The organism is Wolbachia endosymbiont (group A) of Urophora cardui (genome assembly GCF_964028435.1).
Taxonomy (GTDB): Bacteria; Pseudomonadota; Alphaproteobacteria; order Rickettsiales; family Anaplasmataceae; genus Wolbachia.
Map to the genome: position 1 here is coordinate 560,680 of NZ_OZ034774.1, position 20,710 is coordinate 581,389.

At 35.8% G+C, this 20,710-nt stretch carries 20 protein-coding genes and 2 pseudogenes; 11 read left to right on the top strand and 11 right to left on the bottom strand.

Annotation, left to right across the window (positions count from 1 at the left end; translation table 11 throughout):
- Positions 1-18 precede the first annotated feature (18 nt).
- Positions 19-858: a hypothetical protein gene (locus ABWU38_RS02750; protein ID WP_353272438.1), complete on the top strand. Its 840-nt coding sequence runs from the start codon at positions 19-21 to the stop codon at positions 856-858.
- 599 nt (positions 859-1,457) lie between these two features.
- Here ABWU38_RS02750 and ABWU38_RS08405 read toward each other — a convergent pair.
- The 7 genes and pseudogenes from ABWU38_RS08405 to ABWU38_RS02785 form a co-directional block, all read right to left on the bottom strand.
- The gene (locus tag ABWU38_RS08405) at positions 1,458-1,646 is read right to left on the bottom strand and encodes a hypothetical protein (RefSeq protein ID WP_410542151.1); all 189 of its coding nucleotides are present in this window, start codon (positions 1,644-1,646) and stop codon (positions 1,458-1,460) included.
- A gap of 323 nt (positions 1,647-1,969) precedes the next feature.
- Positions 1,970-2,802, bottom strand: a pseudogene (locus tag ABWU38_RS02760) (transposase); the annotation flags it as partial.
- A gap of 243 nt (positions 2,803-3,045) precedes the next feature.
- On the bottom strand, positions 3,046-4,218 hold the full coding sequence (gene dxr / locus ABWU38_RS02765) for a 1-deoxy-D-xylulose-5-phosphate reductoisomerase (protein ID WP_353272439.1): 1,173 nt from the start codon (positions 4,216-4,218) through the stop codon (positions 3,046-3,048).
- A gap of 73 nt (positions 4,219-4,291) precedes the next feature.
- Entirely contained in the window at positions 4,292-4,789 is a 498-nt protein-coding gene (locus tag ABWU38_RS02770) for a hypothetical protein (protein WP_264688024.1), read from the bottom strand.
- 266 nt (positions 4,790-5,055) lie between these two features.
- Positions 5,056-5,301, bottom strand: coding sequence for a hypothetical protein (locus ABWU38_RS02775; RefSeq protein WP_410542152.1), 246 nt, complete (start codon positions 5,299-5,301; stop codon positions 5,056-5,058).
- 314 nt (positions 5,302-5,615) lie between these two features.
- A pseudogene (locus tag ABWU38_RS02780) lies at positions 5,616-6,094 on the bottom strand (ABC transporter ATP-binding protein); the annotation flags it as partial.
- On the bottom strand, positions 6,087-6,869 hold the full coding sequence (locus tag ABWU38_RS02785; RefSeq protein WP_264731954.1) for an MlaE family ABC transporter permease: 783 nt from the start codon (positions 6,867-6,869) through the stop codon (positions 6,087-6,089). The pseudogene ABWU38_RS02780 and the gene ABWU38_RS02785, both read right to left, overlap by 8 nt.
- Before the next feature lie 330 nt (positions 6,870-7,199).
- On the opposite strand from ABWU38_RS02785, the gene rpmF reads away from it, so the two are divergent.
- The 3 genes from rpmF to ABWU38_RS02800 are packed head-to-tail and all read left to right on the top strand — an operon-like array spanning position 7,200 to position 9,379.
- Positions 7,200-7,382 carry a 50S ribosomal protein L32 gene (gene rpmF, locus ABWU38_RS02790; RefSeq protein ID WP_010962967.1) on the top strand — a complete coding sequence of 61 codons (183 nt, stop codon included), beginning with the start codon at positions 7,200-7,202 and terminating at the stop codon, positions 7,380-7,382.
- Positions 7,383-7,392: 10 nt separating this feature from the next.
- A complete protein-coding gene (gene plsX, locus ABWU38_RS02795) occupies positions 7,393-8,430 on the top strand; it encodes a phosphate acyltransferase PlsX (RefSeq protein ID WP_353272818.1) in 1,038 nt (345 codons plus the stop codon).
- A complete protein-coding gene (locus ABWU38_RS02800; protein ID WP_264688027.1) occupies positions 8,423-9,379 on the top strand; it encodes a beta-ketoacyl-ACP synthase III in 957 nt (318 codons plus the stop codon). Before plsX ends, ABWU38_RS02800 begins: the two co-directional genes overlap by 8 nt.
- Positions 9,380-10,292: 913 nt before the next feature.
- On the opposite strand, the gene ABWU38_RS02805 is transcribed toward ABWU38_RS02800, so the two are convergent.
- The gene (locus ABWU38_RS02805; protein WP_353272819.1) at positions 10,293-10,787 is read right to left on the bottom strand and encodes a Smr/MutS family protein; all 495 of its coding nucleotides are present in this window, start codon (positions 10,785-10,787) and stop codon (positions 10,293-10,295) included.
- A 92-nt stretch (positions 10,788-10,879) separates the two neighbouring features.
- On the opposite strand from ABWU38_RS02805, the gene rlmB reads away from it, so the two are divergent.
- The 5 genes from rlmB to ABWU38_RS02830 all read left to right on the top strand — a co-directional run bounded on the left by rlmB (position 10,880) and on the right by ABWU38_RS02830 (position 14,519).
- Complete coding sequence (gene rlmB / locus ABWU38_RS02810) at positions 10,880-11,644, top strand: 23S rRNA (guanosine(2251)-2'-O)-methyltransferase RlmB (protein ID WP_253307272.1); 765 nt, start codon at positions 10,880-10,882, stop codon at positions 11,642-11,644.
- Between the two features lie 80 nt (positions 11,645-11,724).
- Positions 11,725-12,447: a Bax inhibitor-1/YccA family protein gene (locus ABWU38_RS02815; RefSeq protein ID WP_353272440.1), complete on the top strand. Its 723-nt coding sequence runs from the start codon at positions 11,725-11,727 to the stop codon at positions 12,445-12,447.
- A complete protein-coding gene (locus ABWU38_RS02820) occupies positions 12,448-12,984 on the top strand; it encodes a cytochrome c oxidase assembly protein (RefSeq protein ID WP_253307274.1) in 537 nt (178 codons plus the stop codon).
- Between the two features lie 143 nt (positions 12,985-13,127).
- The gene (locus ABWU38_RS02825; protein WP_253307275.1) at positions 13,128-13,442 is read left to right on the top strand and encodes a GIY-YIG nuclease family protein; all 315 of its coding nucleotides are present in this window, start codon (positions 13,128-13,130) and stop codon (positions 13,440-13,442) included.
- 99 nt (positions 13,443-13,541) lie between these two features.
- Positions 13,542-14,519 carry a quinone oxidoreductase family protein gene (locus ABWU38_RS02830; RefSeq protein WP_265016719.1) on the top strand — a complete coding sequence of 326 codons (978 nt, stop codon included), beginning with the start codon at positions 13,542-13,544 and terminating at the stop codon, positions 14,517-14,519.
- Positions 14,520-15,765: 1,246 nt separating this feature from the next.
- On the opposite strand, the gene ispH is transcribed toward ABWU38_RS02830, so the two are convergent.
- Positions 15,766-16,695, bottom strand: coding sequence for a 4-hydroxy-3-methylbut-2-enyl diphosphate reductase (ispH, locus tag ABWU38_RS02835; RefSeq protein ID WP_253310009.1), 930 nt, complete (start codon positions 16,693-16,695; stop codon positions 15,766-15,768).
- Between the two features lie 20 nt (positions 16,696-16,715).
- On the opposite strand from ispH, the gene ABWU38_RS02840 reads away from it, so the two are divergent.
- Positions 16,716-18,341: a peptidoglycan D,D-transpeptidase FtsI family protein gene (locus ABWU38_RS02840; RefSeq protein WP_353272441.1), complete on the top strand. Its 1,626-nt coding sequence runs from the start codon at positions 16,716-16,718 to the stop codon at positions 18,339-18,341.
- A gap of 2 nt (positions 18,342-18,343) precedes the next feature.
- Here the strand turns inward: ABWU38_RS02840 and ABWU38_RS02845 are convergent, their stop codons facing one another.
- Together ABWU38_RS02845 and elbB are read right to left on the bottom strand one after the other, a co-directional pair.
- Entirely contained in the window at positions 18,344-18,652 is a 309-nt protein-coding gene (locus ABWU38_RS02845) for a hypothetical protein (RefSeq protein WP_253307278.1), read from the bottom strand.
- Positions 18,653-18,830: 178 nt separating this feature from the next.
- Positions 18,831-19,538 (bottom strand): isoprenoid biosynthesis glyoxalase ElbB, encoded by a 708-nt coding sequence (gene elbB, locus ABWU38_RS02850; protein WP_253307279.1) that lies wholly within the window; start codon positions 19,536-19,538, stop codon positions 18,831-18,833.
- 274 nt (positions 19,539-19,812) lie between these two features.
- Here elbB and ABWU38_RS02855 point away from each other — a divergent pair, with 274 nt between their 5' ends.
- Positions 19,813-20,709 carry a hypothetical protein gene (locus ABWU38_RS02855; protein WP_410542162.1) on the top strand — a complete coding sequence of 299 codons (897 nt, stop codon included), beginning with the start codon at positions 19,813-19,815 and terminating at the stop codon, positions 20,707-20,709.
- Position 20,710: the final 1 nt, after the last annotated feature.

The window sequence follows — 20,710 nt, forward strand, 5'->3', positions numbered from 1 at the left end:
TAACTTAAGAGGGTATTTATGGTAGCAAGTGATAGTGTTTTAAAAAGGTATGCGTTAGCCTATATAAAAAAATCTGGTAGTAACAGTAATGTTAAAGAGTTTTTACAATTTTGTAATACGCAAAACACCACAAATTGGAGTGAGGAGAATTTTAAAAATGCGTATGAAAAATTTACACATCCAAATTCAAGCAATAGGCACGATACAGGAAGCAGAAATAATCAATATAACGCAGGGAATAACAGGCAACCTACAGGCCCTCAGGTTACACACGTACATGTACACAATGATAGAGGTTTAGATTTTTGGGATTATTTACTACTTCGCAGCCTGTTTGGTGGTCATACTACAGTTATAAATAACCCTGGTTTCAGTAGTGGTAGCCATCAAAGCAGAGAAGATAAGAAAAAAGACTCGGAAGACAGTAGAAAGCTATTAGCTTTAGGTATGGTAGCTGCAGTTGTGTGTGTTGCTTTCCATGCTGGTATGTGTTTTTGGTATAACAGCAGCAGAAAAGCGGCTAGAAAAGAAGAAAAAATAGATTATCTTGATAATAAGCTTAAGATGCTTAGGAATATAGAATTTGCGGTTGGCGCTGTTTCTTTAGCGGCTTTGGTAGCTTGTGCTGTTTATCCAGTGTTACCAGTGTGGGGTTTAGTTATCCTTGGCGTTAATTCTCTCGTATGTTTTGCTGGTGGTTTAGCTTTTCATATGAAGCATGAGAAAGAATCAGATAATATTGAGAAGGCTAAAGAAGCAGTTAGGAATTATGGACCACCTCCTCCTTACTCTCCTCCTTATAGTAAATTTAATAATTCTAATTCGGAACAGCAGTTTGAGAATTATAAGGCGTACTAAACCCACAACTGTACGAACATTGTGATTTGGGCCCATCAGGAGGGTGTCATTCCAGTGCTCCTTTCTCGTCATCCCAGTGCCCAGACACTGGGATCCAGCTAAGTTAGTGAGTGTAAAAGTAGCCAACCTTACGTTAAAACACAACGTTCTTGATGAGATTGCATAAAAACTGGATTCCTTACATCATAGAGGCACTGCCATTATAGAGTAAAATGAGATCCCAGTGTCTGGGCACTGGGATGACAGCTAGCCTGACAACCGTCATCCCGCTACTTGTTAGCGGGATCTAGAGATACCGCGGCGGTATGACGGTTTGCGGTAGTATGAAGTAGTACTGCTGTCGTCCCGCTGCTTGTTAGCTGATGAGATACCGCGGCGGTATGACGGTCTGCGGTGGCATGACGATAACCCCGTCATCCCGCTACTTGTTAGCGGGATCTAGAGATACCGCGGCGGTATGACGAGGGAGAACAGTCAATGGCGTCAACTTAAGAGCATACATTAGCAAACTCTCCTAAAGACATGATGGCGTTTAGGCTTATCTACTTTATCGCGGCTATACAATCTTCCCGGTCGGATCTTAACTTTAGTGCGTATACTTAAAAAGGGCTTGAAAGTTTTTTGGTGCAACAAGCACTTGATTGCCTAATCACACCAAATAAAACTGAAAAATTTCTCAGCAATTTGATCTGGGAAGGCCCTTGTGCATCACACATATGAAGCGATAATATATTGCACATGACCAAGTTTGCCCAAAATTCTTGTAATACAGCCTGGCTTTGTTGCATCGCTACTTATGAAAGGCTAACCATAGCTAGGATTATAAGCAACCTATTGAAAATCTTGTTTTTTTGCAATCAATCTGATCAAATTTAAGAATAGTAATTTATTATTTATATTAATAAACTTAATTCTATTGAAAATAGCTAAAGCATTGAAATTCTTGAATTTTAGCCGGATTAGTGAGTGGTAGTGAAATTTCTTTTACTCAAATTTAGGTATTCACTGACCGTTCTTGTTATAAATACCAGAATAATAAGCTACTGATATTCTCCATCTTTTTTATCTTTAATCCATCATAGCTAGCGATGCAACAAAGCCATACAGCCTCTCCAGAAAAATTCTCTAACTCTGCTCCTACTTTGAGTCGTTTATAGCACTCCTCTATGTGCCACCTTAATACATAAGCTTTACTCCAAAGTCTCGATCAAAAACTCTGTTTCTCCGTTGGCTAATGTTAGCTCTTACTTTCTGTCCTTTCATTTTATTTTTTAGCTTTTCATTTTCCAATATAAAATCAAAATCTAATTCGCCAGCGTTCCCATAGCTTGCTATAATTTCTTTTTTGCAAGCGAAAAATAAAATCTACTTCCAAATCATCATGCTGCTGAATGAATTTTACTGAAGACGATCATAGATAAATAATAATTTCTCTTGATTTAATGAACGCATTTGAGTGATAACTTCGGGTAATTGCTCTTCCGCCAACGTTTGTTCACCTATATTCCAAGCCGTAAAACGAGCACTACAAATCAGCGAAGTACACAAATCAACAAACAAATTGCCAATGGTGCCTGTTGTTCCATTTGGTTCAAACTCGGATACAATTTCCTCAGAGCTGAATACCAGAACCATCTGCTGCAATAAGTCTATAGCCTCTCCAACTCAGGTTCATCCTGATAGGCTGTTTGGATGCTTAAATTCTTGAAAGCCTGTATGGCAAATCTTATACCTTGCTTTAGAAAAAGCTTGCTTTGAGGGTACATGTCAATGGCTCCATAAGTTCACATTCTATTCCCAAACTTTTTTTAACTAACTATAGAAAATACTGTCGAAAAAAGAAGTTTTCTTGTTCGTGTAAAACTCAACACAATGGATTTTCTGAAAAGTTTTCGAGTATATTGCATTTTTAATTTGTAAGATAAGATCTTTTCCTTTTTGCATGCCTCACCTAAAAATGACACATTTTAAACTTTTTTGTTGCAATAAAATAGAAACAAAAGTGCTGTCTCTTGTAGTATTTTACTCCTTAACATCCCTTAAGTTGATGCCATTGCCTGAACGGATACAATTATTCAACCATATTTTTGAAGATAGCTAGTTTCTGTATTTATTTTAAATTGAAGAAAGCTCAAATGAAAGATCGTGTTTTGCTAAAATCACAGAATGCAGTCTGGTTACATTACTCTAGCTATACGCAACAACTTTACTTTCAACAATTTTATTAGCAATAATACGACTTTCACAATCAATATTTATTATATCAGATAGTGAATTAATATCAGTGTAACTATCAAAACTTTCCATTGTTGATTCCACTACCTCTACTATTTTTAAAAAGCCAATTCGTGACTTCAAAAATTCATTAACAGCTATTTCATTTGCAGTATTGAGCACAATACTGTTTGTTTGTGGAGCAGAAGAGTTTAACACTGCCATGCTAAGCTTTAGCGCAGGAAAACGCTTATGGTCTGGTTCTTGAAAGGTCAATTTTCCTTGCTTTGTTAAATCTAATTTACGATTTAAAGCTGATCTTTCCGGCCAAGACAAAGCATATGAAATAGGAATTGCCATGTCAGTTTCTCCAAGCACAGCAAAGTTGAACCCATCCTTATAAGTTACAATTCCATGTACTATTGACTCAGGATGCACTATTGCTTCAATTTTATCCGGGCTGATGTTAAACAAGTTATGTGCTTCTATTATCTCTAGTGCCTTATTCATCATTGTTGCACTATCAACTGAGATTTTCCTTCCCATATTCCAAGTGGGGTGACTAAGCGCCTGATCTACCGTGACATTTCTTAATTGCTCAGAACTATAGTTTAAGAATGGTCCACCAGAAACAGTAAGTATGATCTTTTCTACGCATTTGTCGTCATTTTGCAAAACTTGAAAAATTGCGTTGTGTTCAGAGTCAATAGGGATTATTTGTACGTTTTTTTCTTTAGCTTTTTTAAGTAATAACTTTCCACCGCAAACAATGCTTTCTTTGTTCGCTAGTGCAATGACTTTAGTGCCACTTTCTATGACTTCTATAACTGGCCCAAGGCCTGCGATACCAACTATTGCAATAACTGAGAGATCAACGGGTAGGGAAGCAACATTTACTAGACCTTCAGCGCCAATTGCTATTTTTACATCTGTACCAAGTAGGTTTTCTCTTAAATCTTTGTAAAACCTTTCATCGGAGATAGCAACGTATTTTGCATTCAGCAGTTTTGCTTGGTGTGCCAGTAGAGCAAAGTCTGAGTGGGCACTTAGTGCTTCCACTTGGTATTCTTCTTTTCTCCTTGAGAGCAAATCTACAGTCTTTTTTCCAACACTTCCTGTTGATCCTAAAACTGAAACCTTTTTCACTAAGACAAACTCACAACAATAGCAACTTTTCTTATTAGGTCTTCTCGCATACTATTCAGCAGTTTTTAAGCGTTTAACCAAGTTCATGTCCGTGGTCATCGCCAACAGATGGTGAAGGACCAGGTGAAAAAGATTGACCATGGTGATCACCTGCATCATGCATGTCTTGCAAACCATCAGCATTATGAGCTATTTCATTATTGGCATGAGGGTAATCATCTGAGTGAGGTCCCTCATCACCATGAGCCATATCCATTCCTTCTGATGGCATATCTTCCCCACCTCCACCTGAAAAATGTTCTCCAAGGCTTTCAAGAAATTTTATGCCAAACATATTACCTGATTTTCCAAACAGTGTTACTAAACTACTGCCACTTACCAAACTTTCAAACACGTTACTATAAGCAGCAATTGCTCCTTCATGAAAGTTGAACAACCATTTCATTCCATCCACGACTGTTGAAACAGAGTCGCTATGACCAAGACCAAAACCACTTTTCTCACCAGCAGCCTCTTGGTGTTGCTGCTGCGCTTGCCATTCTGCAATATTTGGACCTTGAGCTTCACTCATAAATTTTTACTCTCAACCTTAAGCTATTATTTTATCACAAATATTGCAAAATATCAATAGAGCTTTTGAATATAGCTAATACAAACAATTTCTGTCATCCTATATATAGCTAAACTGACTTACGACAATTTGAAAAACGACAAATTCGTCATTCCGCTACTAGTTAGCGGAATCTATGCCGAGATACCGCGAATGAATCGCGGTATGACGTGTTGCTTGGGTCAGCTATAGGATCCAGTTTGAAAAAATCCGAATTCCAATGTCTGCTACCTTATATAACGAATGAATTTCTTTATATATTCGTTATTAGTATTTTGTATTTCCTGAACAGTTCCATGGGAAATGATCTCCCCTTCATGTAATACTGCTATTTTATCAGCTATTTTAAATGCGCTATGAATATCATGTGTAATCGTGATAATTGTAGTGTTAAGATCTTTAGATAATTTTATTATTATCTCGTTTACTATATCTGACATAATTGGGTCCAATCCTGAAGGGCTTTGTTGCATCGCTAGCTATGATGGATTAAAGATAAAAAAGATGGAGAATATCAGTAGCTTATTATTCTGGTATTTATAACAAGAACGGTCAGTGAATACCTAAATTTGAGTAAAAGAAATTTCACTACCACTCACTAATCCGGCTAAAATTCAAGAATTTCAATGCTTTAGCTATTTTCAATAGAATTAAGTTTATTAATATAAATAATAAATTACTATTCTTAAATTTGATCAGATTGATTGCAAAAAAACAAGATTTTCAATAGGTTGCTTATAATCCTAGCTATAGTTAGCCTTTCATAAGTAGCGATGCAACAAAGCCATCCTGAAGTTGGCTCATCTAATACGATGATTTCTGGATTGTGTGCAATCGCCCTTGCAAGTGCTACTCTTTTTTTCATTCCACCTGATAGCTCTATTGGAAACATATCTGCTATGCTTTCCTCCAGTCCAACATCATTTAACTTCTCGATTGCTAGCTGTTTTGCCTCCTTTTTGCTGATATTAAAGCGCTTTTTATAATTAAAGATATATTTTCCCACACTGTAACGTAGTCAAATAAAGCGGAATTTTGAAATAAAACCCCAAATTTATTTTTGCTTTTACTATTTATTTTAACAGACCCTGAGTCTGGAGCAAGCAAGCCGATAATTGTTTTTGTTAGTACAGATTTGCCGCTTCCTGAGCCGCCAAGTATGACTAATGATTCCCCTTTTAATATATCGAAACTTAGATCTTTTAGTACTGTCCTATCATCAAAAGATAAGCTTAAGTTCAATATTGATATTATGGGGTTACGCATGTATCAAAGTAATCATGTAGTTTGCTAAAATGATCAGTATGGACGATAAAACAACAGTTGATGTTGTAGCAACACCTACTCCTCGTGCACCTTCTTTGCAATGATAACCGTAATAGCAACTTGAGACAGAAATTATGGCGCCAAAAGCAATTGCTTTTATTAGCCCAACAATAAAATCGTACATATTAAAGAACTGAGCTGTGTATTTAATGTATATATTTAAATTGTGGTTAAATTCGAAGACTGCAGTGATACATCCTCCAAATATTCCTATTAGATCTGCACATACTGTAAGTATGGGAAATACTATGATTGACGCTAAAATCCTTGGTGCAATTAAATACTTGAAAGGGTTGATGTTCAAAGTTGTAAGGGCATCTATTTGCTCGGTGATGCGCATTGTACCAATTTCTGCTGCAATTGATGATCCAACCTTCCCTACCATTATTAAGCTGATCAAAACTGGTCCTAACTCTTTAATGATAGTGATCGTAACAAGTTTGGGTATTATCTGCTCTTGGTTAATTAATGAGTCACTCAAGCTGCTTTGTAAAACTATCGCCGCTCCTATAAAAACTCCAGTGAGCCCAACAATTGGCAGAGAGAAAAAGCCTATCTCTATAATTTGTTTTGCTACGTTGCTAAAATAATATGGTGGCACAAAGCAGTGGTATAGAGATTGAATAAAAAATATGAATGCACTACCAAGCCTTAACAAAAAATTGATAAAGTACCTACCAATTATTCTAACACTATTTATATCAAAAAAGCTCACTTTGTATTCATTTTAGCTAGAGGTTAGTCTTACTGATTTTATTAAAATTTTTATTAACTTTATCGCAAAGTATAGCTGAGATATGTTTTAAGTTCAACATACTTGATGTTTTAATTTAAAGCTTAACCCAAGAAAGGTTTCCCTACGTCATACCGCCGCGGCGCTAACTAGTAGCGGAATGACGGTTTTTCAAATTGTAGGTAAACCTAAGCCACTTTAGCTATAGGACTCAATTACATAAGCAAACCTTACTTATTTTATTATCCCTGTTTACTTCTTGTAAAAACATGTTATTAATGAATTGAATTTTGTAGTAGAATGGAGGAAGTTTTGGCAGTTCCAAAAAGAAAAAAGTCGAAGTCAAGGCGTAATATGCATCGTTCTCATCATGCTATTGAGCCTAAGAATGTTGTGGTATGTTCAACAACTGGAGAATTCATGTTGCCTCACAATGTAGCAGTAGATGGCAGTTACAAAGGAAAACGAGTTTTCATTAAGCAACAGGCAGAATGACTATTATGGTATGTTACCTACGGTCAATAATCACATAGTTATTGCACTTGACGCTATGGGGGGCGATTTTGCGCCTCTTTCCGTAATTCAGGGTGCTGGTTTTTTTTTGGATAATCTTGTTGACCCAGGCATTAAAGTTCTTTTTCATATTTATGGAGATAAGGAAAAAGTATCTCCTTTGCTTTTGAAATATAAAAAAGTAAGTAACAATTCTGAGTTTACTCATTGTTCTGACAATGTCCTTGCAAATGATAAGCCATCTTTTGCGCTGAGACATCGTAAAGACTCAAGTATGAAAGCTGCAATTGTTGCAGTGAAAGAAGGTAAAGCTTTCGGAGTGGTATCTTCAGGCAACACCGGGGCGTTGATGGCAATTTCCAGATTTATTTTAGGAACATTACCAAATATTTATCGTCCTGCTATTGTCTCTATCTGTCCAACTAAGACAAAAAGCTTCGCTTTGCTTGACCTTGGTGCAAATGTCGATTGTAATGCCGATTCGTTATTCCAATTTGCATTAATGGGAAGTATATTTGCAAAAGTAGCGCTAAAAATTGACAATCCTGAGGTTGCTTTGCTAAATATCGGTACAGAAGAAGTTAAAGGTAATGACTCAGTGCGCGGCGCTTTTGAGTTGCTTAAAAACGCTCCAGGCATTAATTTCAAAGGGTATATAGAGGCAAGTGAATTTTTAGAGGGTAATATAGATGTGATTGTTGCTGATGGTTTTGTTGGCAATGTAATGCTCAAAACAGCTGAGGCAACCGCTAGTACTTTTATCAATCTAATAAAGCAGGAAGTATTCAACTCGTGGATAGCGAAAATGCTTATTGGTATATTGTTAAAATCTAAACTAAATAAAGCATTAACGCATTTTAATCCCAAAATTAGAAGTGGAGCTATGTTTTTAGGGCTGAATGGTATCATCATTAAAAGTCATGGAAATTCTGATGCTATTTCTTTTGCCCATGCTATAAAATTTGCAGTAAATGCAATTAGTGAAAATTTAAATCAAAAGATAATTAACGGGGTAAGTCATATTGAATAAAAGTTTCATATTAAGCACTGGATCTTATCTACCAAGAAAAACGTTGAGTAACAACGAAATTGCATCGATAGTTGAGACAAGCGATAAATGGATAAGGCAGAGAACAGGAATAGTTCAAAGGCATATAGCAGATGAAGGAGAATTAACGTCAGATCTAGCTGTAAATGCAGCAAAAAGTGCTATAGAAAAAGCTAAAATTTCAGTAGATGAAATTGACTTGATTATAGTTGCAACAACAACGCCTGATAAAACTTTGCCTAGCTGTGCAACGATTGTACAAAGTAAGTTAAAATGTAAAAACGCATTTTCTTTTGATGTACAAGCAGCATGCTCTGGTTTTATATATGCAGTTACAGTTGCTGATTCGCTCATAAAATCTAACAATAGAATTAAATATGCGCTCGTTATTGGTGCTGAAATAATGTCTAGGATTGTTGACTGGGAAGATAGGTCAACTTGTGTACTCTTTGGTGATGGTGCTGGTGCAGTGATAATAAAATCGGAAATGGGTAGCAGCGTCATCATATCAACAAACTTACACTCTGATGGCAATGTGGACATATTATGTACGAACGGAGGGGTATCCTCTACTGATGATTCTGGAAAAATATGCATGAATGGAAGAGAAGTGTTTAAACATGCAGTGGATAAGTTAACAGCCTCAGTAGAGGAAACACTAAGATGCAATAATTTGAAAATCACTGATATTGACTGGTTAATTCCCCATCAAGCAAACATTCGTATTATTGAAGCAGTAGTAAAGAAATTAGATTTTCCTATAGAGAAAGTGATTAATACCGTTGATAAGCATGCAAACACCTCAGCAGCGTCAATTCCACTGGCCTTAGACTATGCAATACAAGAATCAAAAATAAAATCAGGAAATCTGGTACTGCTGATTGCAATAGGTGCAGGTCTCACATGGGGTTCCGTGTTGCTGCGCTATTAGACTTCTTGCATTACCTCCTGTTACCCAACTCGTAGAACATCGCACCATAGGGCACAGCATAACTGTATGAACATTGTGATTTGAGTCCACCAGATCTAAGTAGCTTGACTACTTGATTGGATGCTGAGTTGGTGAGTATAAAAGTATAGCTAACGCTGTCATACCGCCCACAACTGTACGAACATTGTGATTTGGTCCCATCAGGAGGGTGTCATCCGAGTAGCTTGACTACTTGGATCCAGGAATTTTAATTGTAAGTAAGCATACTGAGTTGATAAGTATAAAAGTAGCTAGAAAATAAACATTTTTGATGAGATTATATGGAAAACTGGATCCCAGTGTCTGGGCACTGGGATGACAGCAGTCCTACGTCATACCGCGATTCATTCCTACGTCATACCGCGATTCATTCGCGGTATCTCTTAACATAGATCCCGCTAACAAGCAGCGGGATGACACCTCTCTTGGGCTCTTTTAGCTACAAACATTAAGAAATTTACCAAATGAAAAAAAAGGCAAAGAACTCCCGTGGTGCGAGTTTTGACTCTATATTACTGTAAGTGGCGCTGTAATAATGTGCTGACGCTTAGTTTAAGCGCGTTTTGGCTGAATGTAGAAAAAATTTAAAAGACATGCAGCCGCTATAATTTTATGTAATCCGCCAAAAAATACCCTAAGTTTTTTACTGAATTTTGTCATTGAGCCTGCAGGTCAAAAACAAGTTTTGAGTCATAAATACCCTGACTGTCATAATAAGGGGGCTGGCGGAGTTTGTCAAGGAAGTTTTTTCGTTTCTGCGGGCTACTTGAATAACGGCTACAATGTTTGTACAATTGTGCGTAACGCGCTGCCGAACACTGGTTTTTATATGGCTATATAAGAAAAATTAAGGCTTAAAAGGAAACTTAAGCAGCTAATAGGGCCTAAGCCTTTTTAATAAAACATAAAAAGCCCCTTTACCACCATGTTTTTTCGTAGCTTGCTGGTAGTATAGAACCATATGCTGGATTTTAGTATCATTTAACCACTTATTTAAGTTATTCTTTATAGTGTCTGTTTTATTTGTTGCACTGCCGTATCCCGTAATTACCAATAAAAATCTATTTCCTGCTCGATAATTTTTGATAATAAAATCTATCAATTTACAGTAAGCATCCTCTATACTATAGCCGTGCAAATCGAGCTTATCGCTTATAAAATATTTACCCCTATCAACTTTTGATTTTGTGTTTTGGTCAAGACAAAATGATGAGTTACCATTATTGGTATTAAGAAAATTCCTTTGTAAGTCGGAGGTACCTTTATCAACCATAGACTTTATATTTACTTTATGATTAACTTTTAAAGTAACTTTTCCACATTCTATTGGCTTAACATTTTTTTGCCAATCCAACTCATCGTCCGACATAAACGCATTAATCGAATTGTATAATTTTACAACAATATCCAAACATAGTAAAATGTTGCTTATTCTATAAAAATCAGATTTTCGATAATACGATGAAATCGTCAAAAACTAATGAGAATTTTTGGCTGTATGGAAAGCACACCTGCATGTCAGCACTGAAGAATAAAAATAGGCGGTGTATAGAACTATTAGCAACAGAAAATTTCTATAGAGAACACGAAAAAGAAATTAGGCAATGTGCAAATAGTAAGGGCATTAAAGTTCGATTAGTAGAAAACAAAATACTTAATGACGTTTTATCTAAAGGTGCTAACCATCAAGGAATTGCTTTAAATGTTGCCCCTATTCTTTGTAACTTAAGCATCGAAGAAGTAGCTGAAAGCTCAAACGACAGCTCTACTATAGTCATTTTAGATCAAGTCACTGACACGCACAATATTGGGTCAATTTTAAGAACTTCAGCTTGTTTTAATGTCAACGCATTGGTTTTACCACATAACCACTCACCGAGTGAAAATGCATCTATTGCAAAAGCAGCAAGTGGAGCTTTAGATATTGTTCCGCTAATATACGTTACAAATATAGTAAAAACTATGCAGTATTTAAAAAAGGTCGGCTACTGGTGTTACGGGTTTGATTGCAATGCTAAAGAAAATATAGATGAAATAAAGAGCTTTGAGAAAAAAAGAGTAATCATTTTTGGTTCTGAAGAGAAAGGAATGCGGAGGTTAGTTAAAGAAAATTGTGATTATCTTTTAAAAATCCCAATGTCAAACGTAATTGACAGCTTAAATGTTTCAAATGCAGCAGCAATAGGCCTATATTCTATTTATATTAAAACAAATGCCAGCGCATAACTGTTTATAATAAAAATACTTGATAAAAATGTGGTTTTATATTATAATGTGTTAAATAATGGACAAAAGGAGTTGTATTTATGTCTTACATGAGAAATGAACAGGATATCCGCTCTCAGGGCGTTTATTATAGCGCTGGGCTCAGAAGTTACCTAACTAAAGTATATAATTACATGGCTTTAGCTTTAGGCGTTACAGGGCTTGTTGCGTTTCTAACGGTATTTTCTGGTCTTTTTCAGGTAATTCATTCTAATCCTGTTCTGTCGCTTGTGATAATATTCTCTCCAGCTGCATTGGTGATCTATATGCAGTATAGAATTCAACACCTAAGTGCTCAGTCTGCCGTTACTATATTTTTCTCGTTCTCAGTGTTAATGGGGCTTTCCTTATCTTATATTTTTATAGTTTATACTGCAGAAAATATAGCAAGAGCGTTTTTCATTACATCAATTATGTTTGGCTCTATGGCTTTATATGGTAATACCACAAAAAGAGATCTTACAAGTATGGGCTCTTTCTTGATTATGGGAGTCTTGGGGATAATTATAGCATCCATAGTAAATTTATTCCTTGGAAGTAGTCCTCTCTACTTTGCAATATCGTTCATATCAGTAATAGTCTTTACCTTAATGACTGCGTATGATGCTCAAAGAATCAAGGACGTTTATTATAAATATAACGACGGATCAGAAGTCGCTACTACTAAATTGGCAATACTGGGTGCAACTGATCTTTATTTTAACTTTATTAACATATTTCTCAATCTACTCAGGTTACTTAACTTGTTCAATAATAGGGACTAGATGTTTTCCTTTTTAAGGAAAGGTAGTAAGAATTCTATAGTTTTCTTTTTAATATCTTTAGTCGTGTTGATGCTATGTCTTGCATATGCATCGGTGCCACTATATAGCATTTTCTGTAAAGCTACCGGGTATGGTGGCACAACAAGAAAAGTAACTAATGCAACAATAAGTGCAACTGACCAAAAAATCAGGGTCCACTTCAATGCTGATATAATGTCCGATCTACCTTGGGAATTTAAATCAGAAACTAACTACGTTGACGTAAACATAGGAGAACAAAGTTTAGCATTTTATTACGCAAAAAATCTATCTGATCATCTTTCATTTGGTATGGCAGTATATAACGTTACGCCTTTCAAAGCAGGTAAGTATTTTAATAAAGTTGCATGCTTTTGTTTTGAAGAACAAATGTTGCTACCAAAACAAAAAGCTGCTATGCCCGTATCTTTCTATATAGATCCTGAGATAATGCTTGATAGTAATACAAAAGATTTGAGCGAAATAACACTATCATACACGTTTTTTAAGCTTAAGTAACAAACTTTTTCCTATTGTCATCCAAAGCTGAAAGAAGGTATCCGTTCAGGATAGCGGCAAGGTAGTATAACCATAGAGTAAAAGTGAGTTTACAACAAATGGTGTCATCCCAGTGCTTGACACTGGGATCCAGGTTACTATATATGAAAAGTTATTATGTTTATATACTTGCAAGTGAACGAAATGGAACCCTGTATATAGGTATAACATCAAATTTAATTAAACGAATTTGGGAGCATAAAAGCAAAGCCATTTCCGGTTTCACGTCAAAGTACAATGTTAGTAAATTAGTCTACTTTGAGGAGTTTCAAGACATAAATTTAGCAATTAGTAAAGAAAAGCTTCTAAAAAGCTGGCAGAGAAAATGGAAAATAAACTTAATTGAAAAAACAAATCAAGAATGGAAAGATTTATATGATGAAATCGTATCTGGATTCCAGCGTCACGCGCTGGAATGACAGGAGGTAACGCAAGAAGTCTATTGATTGTGAAAACAATAACTTTGCAAAATATTAATTATTAGATAACATAATCAAAGTTTTTATCTTACATTCATCATGGTTAGAGCTATACAAATTAAAAAAACTGGGGGGCCAGAAGTATTAGAATTTGTAGATAAGAATATAAGTGAGCCAAAAGGCGAGGAAGTTTTAGTACGTCACACAACTATCGGCTTAAATCGTTATGATTTAGAGCACAGAAAAGGTACACGCAAAATTAAAAATTTACCATCAGTGCTTGGAGTGGAAGCAGTTGGGGTTATTGAAAAACTTGGTAAAAAAATCAGTGATGGATTCAAAGTTGGAGACAGAGTTGGATATTGCACAGCTCCTCCAGGGGCATATTGTGAAAAGCGCATTATACACCAGAAATATCTGATAAAAATTCCAGATGACATATCTGATGAAGTTGCTGCTGCAGTGCTGTTTAAGGGTATGACAGCTCACTATTTAGTTAATCAATCTTATAAAGTTAGGCCTGGTGCTTTCGTGCTAGTTCATGGGGCTAATGGTGGTTTAGGACAAATAATATGCCAATGGGCAAAGGATAAAAAAGGTGTAGTGATAGGCTCTGTAAGCTCTGATGAAAAAATGAAGACAGCTTTACAAAGTGGCTGTACATACGCAATAAACTACAATGATAAAGACTTCGTTTCTAAAATTATGGAGATTACGCAAAACAGAGGAGTAGGTGCAGTGTATGACCCCATAGGTTACGCTACAAGCAAGCTCTCTTTTGAATCTTTAGGCAGGTTCGGCATATACGTTTCCTATGGGCAGATATCAGGTAACGCTCCTATTAGTTTTTCTTTACTTAGTTCACGTTCGTTATTTGCAACTGGAACCTCAATATACCATTATAAGCATGATAGATTCACATTAGTGCTTACCACAATGGAAATCTTCGAGATGATAAGAAAAAAACTTTTAACTGTACGGATCAATAAAAAATATAAATTTGATGAAATAATTCAAGCCCATCGTGATATGGAAAATAGAAAAGTAAGTGGGTTAAATATTATTAAAATCTCTTAAATAAATTAGTAATTTAAACTAACCATTCATTAAATCATATCAACTAGAATTTCACATATTTAATTCTCCTTTTGGGGAAATTAAAAGCATATAGCTAAACTGACTTAGGCTTACCGACGATTTAAAAAACCATCATTCCGCTACTCGTTAGCGGAATCTATGCTGAGATAACGCGAATAGACTTCTTGCATAACCCAAATTAAGTAGAAAAAGGTATCATCCGAGTAGCTGACACTGGTTCCTTTATGACGGCAGTAGCCCCTTCTCCTGTCATCCCAGTGCCCAGATACTGGGATCCAGTTTCACCTTATGATGGTGTCATGAAAGTAGCTGACACTGGTTTCCATCCAAGACGGTGTCATTCCAGTCTGGAATCCAGAAAAAAGAATGGTGTCATCCCAGTGCCCAGACACTGGGATCCAGGAATTTTATTAAGTTGGTAAGCATAAAAATAGATGTTTTACGTTAAAATACAACGTTTTCGATGAGATTATATGGAAAACTGGATCCCAGTGTCAAGCACTGGGATGACAAAAAAAGGAGTACTGGAATGACAGCAGTCCTACGTCATAACGCGATTCATTCGCGGTATCTCAGCCGCTAACTGTTCTCCCTCGTCATACCGTCACGGTATCTCTAGATCCCGCTAACGAGCAGCGGGATGACGATTGTCGTTTAGCTATAAATATTTAAGAAATTTACCAAACGGAAAAAAAGGCAAAAGAAGCCCCGGTTAATATCTATTTTCAGTATTGGCGTTTTTTAAGTCTTAAACACTGCAATTTGGCTGCTTTTAAATGCAACTCACCTTATCTCAAATGTTTAAGAAATTTACTAAGCAGAAAAAAAGGCAAAAGAAATCCCGTGGTAATTAGTGTTCACTCTCTAATCCTTCAAATTGGCGTACTATACTGTCTTAAACGACTTATAAGCGCGTTTCAGCTTATATAGGTAAAAACCCAGAATATTGTGAAGACATAAGGTGCACATAGTGCAAAAAATTAAAAATAAGACGCCAACTACGTTGTTTTTTTGCTGTTTAATCTGCACAGATGAAGATAACCGAATACCTTCAGTTTCATGATAAGGGGGCTGGCGGAGTTTGTCAAGTAAGTTTTTCGTTTCTATTCCCAATAAAAGTTTGTTATAAGGTTATGCAAGAAGTCTAATGAATCGCGGTATGACGTCTTAGCTATAGATGCTGATTTGTGTGATTTCAAGAGAAGCTTAGTAGATAAGTTGTGTTTTAAACCAAATTCGGTATTTTAAACTGAACATTTTCAATAATACCACCTGGCATCACTGAAATTTTTACACTCAGGTTTACTTTTAGGTAGTCCATTAATTCATCAACCAATATGTCAGGAGCAGAAGCACCTGCAGTGATTCCTATCTTTTCTACGCCATGAAACCAGCTTTTATTCACACAGCTGTAATTATCAATTAAGTAGGCTCTTTTTCCTCTGGCAGTGCACAGATCTAATAAGCGGTTTGAATTTGAGCTATTTTTACTTCCTACAACTAACACCATGTCTACAATTTCAGCTAGCTTTTTAACAGCATTTTGTCTGTTTTGCGTTGCATAGCATATGTCCTTTAAATCTGGACCTGTTATGCTTGGAAACCTGAGCTTCAGGGCAACAATAATTTCACGGGTATCGTCGATGCTTAACGTGGTTTGTGTAACATAAGATAAATTATCTGGATCTTTAACTTTTAAATTGCGTACATCCTGCACAGTTTGCACTAAAATGATAGGATTATTTACTCTTCCTCTAATTCCCTTAACTTCTGGATGGTTTTCATGCCCAATGAGAATTAGTTCTTTACCACCGTTTTCATACCTTTTTGCCTCTTTATGCACTTTGCTGACTAAAGGACATGTTGCATCAATCACTTGAATACCCTTTCTTTTTGCCTCATCTTCTATATTTTTTGACACTCCGTGCGCGCTGAAGATCAGTATTCCTCCATTATCTTCAATTTCCTCGATACTGTTCACAAAAACCACTCCTTGTCTCTTAAAGTCCTCTACTATATATTTATTGTGAACAATTTCGTGTAGCACATAAACTTGGCACTTGTTTTTGTATTTTTCTAAAGTAATAGCTAATATGTCCACAGCTCTTTTTACCCCGGCACAAAAACCTCGCGGCTCAGCTAAGATAATTTCCATTTTTGTCAAATCAAGTAAATATGCAAGCATTACTTAAAAATAAGCTCCGCTCACTGTGTTTTATAGTACCATTATTTACGTTTTATATAATAATTATTTTTCGCATATTCTCTTTAACATTTGATCAACCTACTACTTCAGAAAATTTTAGAAAAGATAATACAGTATATAAACAACCTGATATTTTAGATAGAAATAGAGTGGTAATAGCAACAAATGTGCCCACAACATCACTATATACAGATGCAACCAAAGTAAAGAATCCGGAAAGTATAGCAGCACAACTGTGTTCTATTTTGAATGATCTTGAATACGAGAATTCATATAGAGTACTTACTTCAAAAAAGAAATTTGCTTGGGTAAAGCGGCACTTGACTCCAAAAGAACTGTTAACAATAAAAAATGCCGGCGTGCCAGGAATAAACTTCTATAACGATGTAAAACGTATATATCCTCACAGTAATTTATTTTCACACGTGCTTGGTTACACTGACATAGATGGCAACGGTATTGCAGGAGTTGAGGCATATATAAGTAAAAACAAACAACATTCTGTTATCCAAGTAGCTGACACTGGGGTCCAGAAAAAAAATACGTGGATTCCAGCATTACGCGCTGGAATAACACCTTACCAGGGTATTCAACTATCCTTAGATACACGAGTGCAAAGCATAGTGCATGAAGAGCTAACTAAAGCTGTAAGCAGATATCAGGCACTCGGCGGAGTAGGAATTGTTTTAAATGTGAGAAATAGTGAAGTCATCTCAATGGTCAGTCTGCCTGATTTTAACCCCAACCTACAGAATAAGGCAGAAGACGTACAAAAGTTTAATCGCGCCAGTCTTGGGGTGTATGAGATGGGGTCGGTATTAAAATTCTTTACAATAGCCGCAGCGCTTGATGCAAACGTTGTAAAAATTGATGATTTATATGACGTGTCAAAGCCAATCACTATTGGGAAATATAAAATTTATGATCTTCATGAATTTAAGATTCCGGAAATCACTGTGCGAGATATATTTGTGAAATCATCCAACATTGGTGCAGCAAAAATTGCAGTTAAATTAGGTATTGAAAAACAAGTAGAATACTTTAAAGCTATGAAGCTATTTTCTCCTTTGAAAATAGAAATACCAGAAAAATCTACACCGATAATCCCGGATAAATGGAGTGAAAACACTTTAATAACAGCATCTTATGGTTATGGCATAGCTGTAACTCCTATACATCTTGCACAAACTGCAGCAGCATTAATCAACAATGGGGTATTTCATAACGCAACCTTGATGTTGAATAAGAGAAGTATAGGAGAGCAAATTATCTCAAGAAGAACTTCCAGGGAAATGAGAAAATTATTACGCGCAGCAGTAACGGATGGCACTGGCAGCAGAGCAAAAATAAAGGCATATTCAATAGGGGGAAAGACTGGATCGGCGGAAAAAGTTGTAGATGGTAAATATAGCAAAGATGCAAACATAGCGTCATTTATAGGAGTGCTAACCATGCTTGACCCAAGGTATATAGTGCTAATTGCTATTGATGAACCTCAAGGGATACACCATACCGGGGGAATAATTGCTGCGCCTATAGTAAAGAACATTATAAATAGAATAGCACCTATACTAAATGTTACACCTGAGATGTAAAATTATGATTGCTTTACTATAACTTCAAATCTATCATTACCAAAATTCTTATTAATATACCAAGAACCATCATCTTTAGTTACAAATTCAAGACCTTTAAGGTCTCTTTCTATTGTCTTTCCATTTTGACCATCAATAGCGATATTAATATCGAATGTAATAACGTCTAGATTTATCATAGCTTCTTTCCCGCTGCACGAATTTAGACTGAACTTGCCTAACATAACATCATTAAAACTCACTTCCCCTGTATAGACATCACACTGACCGTCCATACAACACGTAGTTTCAATATAGAAAAGGTCTGACATATAAAATACCTTACGTTTATAAAAAAAGAGCTAAATATATATAGCTAGTGCAGCCCTACGCCATACCACTAACAAGTAATAGTCAGTAAACCTAGGTCTCTTAGCTATATAACCATAATACAGCTAGGAATGTAAAGTTCAACAGTTAATTGTGTAAGGAAGTCTAAATTACTACATCTTAGAGGAATGGTTGTTTAGTTTTTTTGTTAATTTTTTTTACCATACTGTCAATCATATGCTTTATCCCTTGATATACAGAGTATGTACTTTCGTCGCTACGCATATAAGCAGAACAGGAAAATACATTATACTCTTCGTCTTCTATTGATAACCCTGTATCGCACTTTATGTGTTTGCCGCCAAGCTTCTCTATCAACTGTTCTTTGTCATCTCCTATAGTTACCTTAATCTCACTTTCTTCTTTACCTATCTTGCTACTTAAAATTGAAACAATTACGGCTGGAGATATGCATATTGCTCCTATTGGCTTTTTTGTGACAAAAAATTCTGAAACTAATCTTTCAAATTCAGGCATTACTGTCACCATGTCTTTATTTTCAGCTAAGTCAGATAAATTTTTCGCAACCCCGTATCCACCAGGTACGACTAGCATGTCAAAATTTTCAGCTTTGGCTTCTTTTAAGTCATATATTTCGCCTCTTGCGATTCTTGCTGCTTCTACAAGTACATTCCTTTTTTCTTTCACTGCCTCCTTTGTTTTATGATTCATAACTTGTGTGATATTGATGTCAGGTGCAAAGCATTTAACATCCACTTCCTGCTGATCAAGCACAAGCAGACTTAAAACCGCTTCTCTTACCTCTGCACCGTCAAGGTGACCACACCCTGATAAAATCACAGCAGCTTTTAATTTTTTTTCACCCATAAAGTACCTTGATTTCATATAATCTAGATATTTTAATACAAATTCTATATTTGGAAAGGGGTATGTTATATCAATTATGATATAATTAATAATTAGTATGTATAATTAGGCATATTTACAGTCAATGGAGTAAAATGTGGCTGAGTTCTTTGATAATGAAACTGACTACCAAGAACTAAGAAAAGCTATTTCAGATATAATAGAAAGCATCGCACAATTCCCACAGGAAGAAAAAGGGAAGTTGTTTGAAGCCCTATCAGAACAAGTTAAAGGGATGAATCTCAAAGATTTAGGTTTAGCGATTAATGACCAAGGCTTGCAAAAGGAGGTAAACAAAGAATTATTTATAAAATTCATTGAAGAAGCACTTAAAGGGTTAACTTCTGAAAACGTTGACTCAAAAATAATAGAAGAGGCGTTAAAATCTGTTAATCAGCAAGCAATAAGTAATGTTATAAATAATAATAAAGGTCCGCTGGACAATCTAGTCAATTATTTTAAATCAGCATCTGCAAATAAAAAAATTGGAATAGCTTCTACAGCAATAGTATTGGGAGTAGAATTTTCTCCGCTTATTGTGCTTGCTACATTAATAGCGCTTGTAGCTATTGGAGCGCGTTATGTAGGAATAGGTATAGGAAAGGCAGGGGAAAAAATAAAAGAAGGAGCGATTGAAGCAGGAAAAGCAGTGAAAAGTTCATATAAGGATTTAATAGATAAATTACCTACAGTTCAAGCAAGAGAGAATAACTTTAGTAGATTAAGAACAAACGTGCTTGAAACTATTGCAAACATTAGTCTTAAAGATAACGAAGGCGTTGACGCTAAAAAAGGTCTTGATGATGGGAAAAAAATATTAGAAATGCTTCAAAATGAAAGGCAGCGATCTGCTATACAAGAGTTAGTAAAGAATGGAACCATTCAAAATTTTTCAGAAGATGATATGAGCAGACTTCTGGAAAAGGGCCTCAGTACTCATGTAGCAGATATGAAAGCACTTAATGATCTTATAAATAAATTTCAACCTGCAATTATGGCTATTGGTAACGGTAAAATAGAAGATGTAGAACAAAAAGTTAATGAGAAAGCTCAGGAAATGAAGCCAGATTCTCAATTAGGTAGTTCAAGTGCTGAACGAGTGAGTGAAGAAGGAATCACAGGACCGGGTTGAT